Annotated in this window: 7 protein-coding genes; all 7 read left to right on the forward strand. The window is 65.6% G+C overall.

Annotated features, from left to right (window positions below):
• Positions 1 to 105: 105 nt before the first annotated feature.
• The 7 genes from rsxA (at position 106) to G3480_RS10685 (ending at position 5,848) form a co-directional block, all read left to right on the forward strand.
• Complete coding sequence (gene rsxA / locus G3480_RS10655; RefSeq protein ID WP_164653872.1) at positions 106 to 681, forward strand: electron transport complex subunit RsxA; 576 nt, start codon at positions 106 to 108, stop codon at positions 679 to 681.
• Between the two features lie 101 nt (positions 682 to 782).
• Positions 783 to 1,313, forward strand: coding sequence for an RnfABCDGE type electron transport complex subunit B (locus G3480_RS10660; protein WP_164653873.1), 531 nt, complete (start codon positions 783 to 785; stop codon positions 1,311 to 1,313).
• A 73-nt stretch (positions 1,314 to 1,386) separates the two neighbouring features.
• Positions 1,387 to 2,925 carry an electron transport complex subunit RsxC gene (gene rsxC / locus G3480_RS10665; RefSeq protein ID WP_164653874.1) on the forward strand — a complete coding sequence of 513 codons (1,539 nt, stop codon included), beginning with the start codon at positions 1,387 to 1,389 and terminating at the stop codon, positions 2,923 to 2,925.
• Position 2,926: 1 nt separating this feature from the next.
• Positions 2,927 to 4,018, forward strand: coding sequence for an RnfABCDGE type electron transport complex subunit D (locus G3480_RS10670; RefSeq protein WP_164653875.1), 1,092 nt, complete (start codon positions 2,927 to 2,929; stop codon positions 4,016 to 4,018).
• Positions 4,015 to 4,683: an electron transport complex subunit RsxG gene (gene rsxG, locus G3480_RS10675; protein ID WP_164653876.1), complete on the forward strand. Its 669-nt coding sequence runs from the start codon at positions 4,015 to 4,017 to the stop codon at positions 4,681 to 4,683. The genes G3480_RS10670 and rsxG overlap by 4 nt, the downstream gene beginning before the upstream one ends.
• On the forward strand, positions 4,680 to 5,387 hold the full coding sequence (locus G3480_RS10680; protein WP_164653877.1) for an electron transport complex subunit E: 708 nt from the start codon (positions 4,680 to 4,682) through the stop codon (positions 5,385 to 5,387). Before rsxG ends, G3480_RS10680 begins: the two co-directional genes overlap by 4 nt.
• Positions 5,388 to 5,575: 188 nt before the next feature.
• On the forward strand, positions 5,576 to 5,848 hold the full coding sequence (locus G3480_RS10685) for an RnfH family protein (protein ID WP_164653878.1): 273 nt from the start codon (positions 5,576 to 5,578) through the stop codon (positions 5,846 to 5,848).
• The last annotated feature ends 152 nt before the right edge of the window (positions 5,849 to 6,000 follow it).

A 6,000-nucleotide genomic window follows, 5' to 3' on the forward strand; every position in this document is an offset into this window, starting at 1 on the left:
CAGGCGAAAAGGTCTCGGGCGATGGCTCAAGGCCCTACGAGGTGAAGTGGCATTCGCGTTGCATTGCCTGGGTTATCTGGTTTCGTCGCGCAAGGGCTTTCGCACATGGGCGAGTATCTCATGCTGATCCTGGCCACCGCACTGGTCAACAACGTGGTCTTGGTCAAGTTCCTCGGTCTCTGCCCCTTTATGGGGGTCTCGGGCAAGCTGGACTCGGCACTCGGCATGGGGCTCGCCACGACCTTCGTGCTGACACTGGCGGCCGTGGCCGGCTGGCTGCTGGAGCACTATGTGCTCGGGCCGCTGGGCATCGGTTATCTGCGCATCCTGACCTTCATTCTGGTCATCGCCGCCGTGGTGCAGTTCACGGAAATGGTGGTGCGCAAGATCTCGCCGGCACTCTACCAAGTCCTCGGCATCTATTTGCCGCTCATCACGACCAACTGTGCCGTGCTCGGCGTGGCGCTGCTGAACGTGCAGGAAGAGCACGGGTTCTTGGAGAGCGTGCTCTACGGGCTCGGCTCTGCGCTCGGCTTCACCCTGGTCATGGTCCTGTTCGCCGGCATGCGCGAGCGTTTGGCCCTGGCCAATGTGCCCGCGGCCTTCGCCGGGGCGCCCATTGCCTTCATCGTGGCCGGCCTGCTGTCGCTGGCCTTCATGGGCTTCGCCGGGTTGGCCTAGCGTTTCGACCACCGACCACCGACCACCGACCACTGAAGACGATGGGTTTCGCTGTGCTCTACCCATCCACCTAATGATTTGCTGCGGAGATCTGCACACCTATGTTTGCCGCGATCGCCAGTCTGACCACGCTTGGTCTCGCCCTCGGCGGACTGCTGGGACTCGCCGCGCGTTACCTGAAGGTTGAGGGGAGCGCGGCGACCGAAGAGGTGGCCGCCCTGCTGCCCGGCTCACAATGCGGTCAGTGCGGTTATCCGGGCTGCGGTCCCGCCGCAGAGGCCATCGCCTCGGGTGTGGCCCCGGTCACCATCTGCCCGCCGGGCGGCCGCGTGCTCGCCGAGGCTCTGGCCAGCCTGCTTGGCGTGACGGCGGATCTGTCGGGCGTCGAGGACAAGGCGCCGACCATTGCGCACATCCACGAGAGCCTCTGCATCGGCTGCACCAAGTGCTTCAAGCGGTGTCCGACCGACGCCATCATGGGCGCGAACAATATGATCCACAGCGTCTTCGCGGACGCCTGCATTGGCTGCGAGCTGTGCTTCGATGTCTGCCCGACCGAGTGCATCGAGATGCGTCCGCTCGCGCCGACCCTGCAGACCTGGTATTGGCCGAAGCCGGCGGTGGCGATATGACCCAGCCTGTGTTTGCCAATCCGCGCCTCGCACTCGGGGGCTCGCAATCTCGGATGGAGGTCCGCTCACGGCCATGAAACTCTTCAAGATCCGTGGCGGCGTCCACCCGGACGACCGCAAACAGCTCGCAGCAGGTCAGCAGATCGAAAACCTGCCGATGCCGGCGCTGCTTCACATCCCGCTACAGCAGCATATCGGCGCCCCGGCGAGCCCGGCCGTGCGTCGCGGCCAGATGGTCGCCAAGGGGGATCTTCTGGCCAATGGTCAGGGCATGATCTCGGCGCCCGTTCATGCGCCGACCTCGGGGCGGATCATGGGCGTCGGCAGCTATCCGGCGCATCATGCCTCCGGGCTCTCGGTGCCGACGATCACGCTCAAGCCCGACGGTGAAGATCGCTGGGCCGATCACATCCAGGGCGTCGCGGATCCCTTCGCGCTGCAGCCGGAGGAGGTCGCCTCCCGTGTTGCTGCAGCCGGCGTTGTCGGTCTGGGCGGCGCGACCTTCCCCGCTGCGGTCAAGCTAAACCTGCGCAAGAAGTACCGGCTGCACACGCTGGTCATCAATGGGGCTGAGTGCGAGCCCTACCTGACCTGCGACGACCGCCTGATGCGCGAGCGCTCCGCCGACGTCCTCGACGGTATCCGCATCATGGCGCACGCGCTCGGTGTCGAGCGCATCGTCATCGGGATCGAAAACAACAAGCCGGAGGCGCAGGCCGCCATGGCGGTGGTCGCCTCCGAGTTTCCGGGCATCCGCATCGCGCGCTTGCCGACGCGCTATCCCATGGGGTCGGAAAAACACCTGGTGCAGACGCTCACCGGCCGCGAGACCCCTGCCCGTGGATTGACTGCGGATATCGGCGTCGTGGTGCACAATCCCGCGACCGCCTTCGCCGTCCACGAGGCGCTGCGCTACGGCTACCCGCTGGTCTCACGTGTGGTGACCGTCAGCGGCAAGGCGATCTCCGAGCCGCGCAATGTGCGTATCCCGCTCGGCACCCGGGTCCAGGACATCCTGGACTACTGCGGCGGCTTCAAGGTGGAGCCCGACCGACTCATCAGCGGCGGTCCCATGATGGGGCAGCCCCTGCCGAGCACGCGCGTGCCCATGGTCAAGGGCAGCAATGGCATTCTGGCCCTGACCGCGGAAGAGACCAACGTCCAAGAGGCCATGCCCTGCATCCGCTGCGCGAGCTGCGTGCATGCCTGCCCTTGCGGCCTGGTGCCGCTCGAGATGGCGGCCCATATCCGCGTCGGCGACCTCGAGGGCGCAGTCGGGCGTGGACTCATGGACTGCATCGGCTGCGGCTCCTGTGCCTACGCCTGCCCGAGCCACATCCCGCTGGTGCAGTTCTTCAATTACGCCAAGGGCGAAATGGCGGCGCGCGGCCGCGCCAAGCAGAAGCAGGCCGAGACCAAGCGTCTCGCAGAGCAGCGCACGGAGCGCATGGAGGCGCTCAAGAAGGCTAAGCGCGAGGCCATGGCGAAGCGCAAGCTCGAGATGGCCGCGAAGAAGAAGGCCGAGGCCGAGCAGCAGGCTGCGGCCGCAGCGGCGCCGAAGGTGGAGTCCGCTCCTGCCGATGCCAAGGCCCCAGCCGAGACGGAGGCTTGAGATGAGTATCGAGACCCCGGCGGCTCAGGCCGGGCCATTCGCCCACGAGCCCGTCAGCATCTCCCGCACCATGGGGCTGGTCATGCTGGCGCTGCTGCCAGCCACCGCCTTCGGGCTCTGGCAATTCGGCTGGCCGGCCATCTATCTCTTCGCCGCGACCATCGCCTCGGCCCTCCTGTTCGAGGTGGTCAGTCTGCGCATCGCGGGCAAGCCGGTCGGTCCCTTCATCTTCGATGGCTCGGCGCTGCTGACGGGCTGGCTGCTGGCGATGACCTTGCCGCCCTGGGCGCCCTGGTGGATCGGCGTGGTCGGCAGCTTCATGGCGATCGTCATCGCCAAGCAGGTCTTCGGCGGCATCGGCCAGAACCTCTTCAATCCGGCCATGGTCGCGCGCGTGGCCCTGTTGATCGCCTTCCCCTTCGAGATGACCAGCTTCGTCGAGCCGGCGCCGCTGTTCTCCGCCGATACGCCCGGGCTGCTCGAGGGCCTGGCCATCACCTTCGGCGGTCAGGGCTTCGACGCCTACAGTGGCGCGACCGTACTCGGCCATGTGCGGACGGAACTGGGGCAGGGGCTGAGCTTGTCCGGCATCCTGCCGGGCTTCTTCGCGCCGCTTTCCGGTGCCATTGGCACCGTTGCGGGCAGCATGGGCGAGACCTCGGCCATCTTGATCCTGCTCGGCGGGCTCTTCCTCATCTTCAAGCGCATCATCACCTGGCATATCCCGCTCGCCATGCTCGGGACCATTGCGGTGCTGGCCACGGCCATGAACCTCTATGACCCTGAGCACTACACCAGCGCGCTCTATCACCTGGTCTCGGGGGCGACCCTGCTCGGCGCCTTCTTCATCGCGACCGATCTAGTGACCTCGCCGGTCTCGACGCGCGGGCAGCTGCTCTTCGGCGCGGGCTGCGGGCTGCTGGTCTATGCCATCCGCACCTGGGCCGGCTATCCAGAAGGTGTCGCCTTCGCGGTGCTGCTGATGAACGCCTGCACCCCGCTGATCGACTACTACATCAAGCCGCGTGTCTATGGCCGCGACCGCAAGGGCGCACCCATCGAGTACGCTGACGATGCGGAGGTGGAGTCATGAGTCATGCCGCCGAGCCAAGCTATCGCCAGCGCATCGGCTATCAGGCCGGCCTGCTGGGTGGCTCCACCCTTCTGGCCGCCGCGCTGCTCGTGATGGGCGATATGGCGACCCGTGACACCATCGAGCTGCGCAGGGCCGAGGACCTCAAGGCCTCGCTGAGCCAGGTCATCCCCCCGGCGATCCACGACAATGATCTGCTGGCGCAGCCCTTGACGCTGGAGAACGCCGATGGCGAGCCGGTGACCGTCTACCGGGCCCTGGACGGCGTGCAGGTGAAGGCGGTTGCCTACCGCATCATTGGCATCGGTTATGCCGGCGAGATCGAATCCATCATGGCGGTCGACGCCAAGGGCAGGATCCTCGGCGTGCGCGTGCTCTCCCATGCCGAAACGCCTGGACTGGGCGACAAGATCGAGGTCGCCAAAGACGATTGGATCCTCGCTTTCAACGGGCTCTCCTTGGGAGATCCGCCCGCCGAGCGCTGGGCCGTGAAGAAGGATGGCGGTGATTTCGATCAGTTCAGCGGGGCCACCATCACGCCGCGCGGTGTTGTGGGCTCGATCCGGCGCGGTCTGGAGTTCTTCGAGAGCCACCGCGAGGCATTGACCAGTCCGGCCCAGATCACCAAAGCGGATCCCGATGCGCCTGTCCGGAGCCAGCCATGAGCAAAGACACAGAGACCAAGCCCAAGACCCAGTGGGGGCGGATCGCCTCCGACGGCTTCTGGAACAACAATGTCGTCTTCGCGCAATCGCTCGCGCTCTGTCCCCTGCTGGCAGTGACTGGCACGGCGACGAACGGGCTCGGGATGGGGCTGGCGACCACGGTCGTCATGATCGCGTCTGGCCTGCTCGTCGCGCTGATTCGCGGGCAAGTGACGCCCGAGGTGCGCATCCCCATCTTCATCCTGGTCATCGCCGTGCTCGTGACCCTGGTCGACCTGGGCATGAACGCCTGGCTGCACGATCTGCACAAGGTGCTGGGGCTCTTCATCCCGCTCATCGTCACCAACTGCGCCATCCTGGGGCGCGCGGAATCCTTCGCCTCGCGCAACCCGGTGCTGCCCTCGGCCTTCGACGGCCTCATGATGGGCGTCGGTTTCACCTTTGCGCTCGTGATGCTCGGCGGGCTGCGCGAGATCATCGGCAGCGGGACCCTCTTCGCCAATGCCAGCCTGCTGTTGGGCGAGGGCATGTCCTTCCTCGAAGTGACCATCATCCCCGAGTACCGCGGCTTCCTGCTGGCCATCCTGCCGCCGGGCGGCTTCATCGCCCTGGGCTTCATGCTGGCCGCCAAGCGTCTGATCGACGCCCGCATCGCCGAAGTGAAACGCCGCAGCGCCGAGTCTGGGACAGAGGCCCTGGCCTGAGCCTCGGTGCGGTCAGTGGAAACGCAAAGGTGGAAAGGGCGCGAAGAAAGGACAGCTGGCAGCTTGAGGGTGGACAAGCGCAGCGCACTCCACCACGGGCGGGCGCATGGCTCGGTGGACTTCGCTCTCGCTCGTCCACCCTACCGGCCGGCGCCCACGAATCGTCTCGAGATTTGGAGTAAGACAAAATGCACGTCGGAGTCGCCTACGCAGACAAGTTCAAGCAGACCTGGCTCAAGCTGGACGTGCCTGAGGGAAGCACCATTCGGGATGCTATTGAGCGTTCGGGCCTGCTCGATCAGTTCCCGGAGGTCGACCTGAACGTGAACAAGGTCGGCATCTTCGGCAAGCTCAGCAAGCTCGACACTAAGCTTGCGGACGGTAATCGCGTGGAGATCTATCGTCCAATCACGGCAGACCCAGAGACCGTCGAGCGTCGTGATCGGGATGAGGATGATTGAGGGGAAGGCGGCCAGCCACTAGCCGCCAGCGACCCTATTCCCTTAGGGTGAGTATTCCGGCCGAATCCGGACACCTATTCCGATCCAAACCGGACACCAATCCGACGTCAAAGCGGACAGCATTCCGAGCTGAAAGCGGACACTGATCCGAC

The sequence above is a fragment of the Thiorhodococcus mannitoliphagus genome (assembly GCF_010915725.1).
GTDB classification, from domain to species: Bacteria; Pseudomonadota; Gammaproteobacteria; order Chromatiales; family Chromatiaceae; genus Thiorhodococcus; species Thiorhodococcus mannitoliphagus.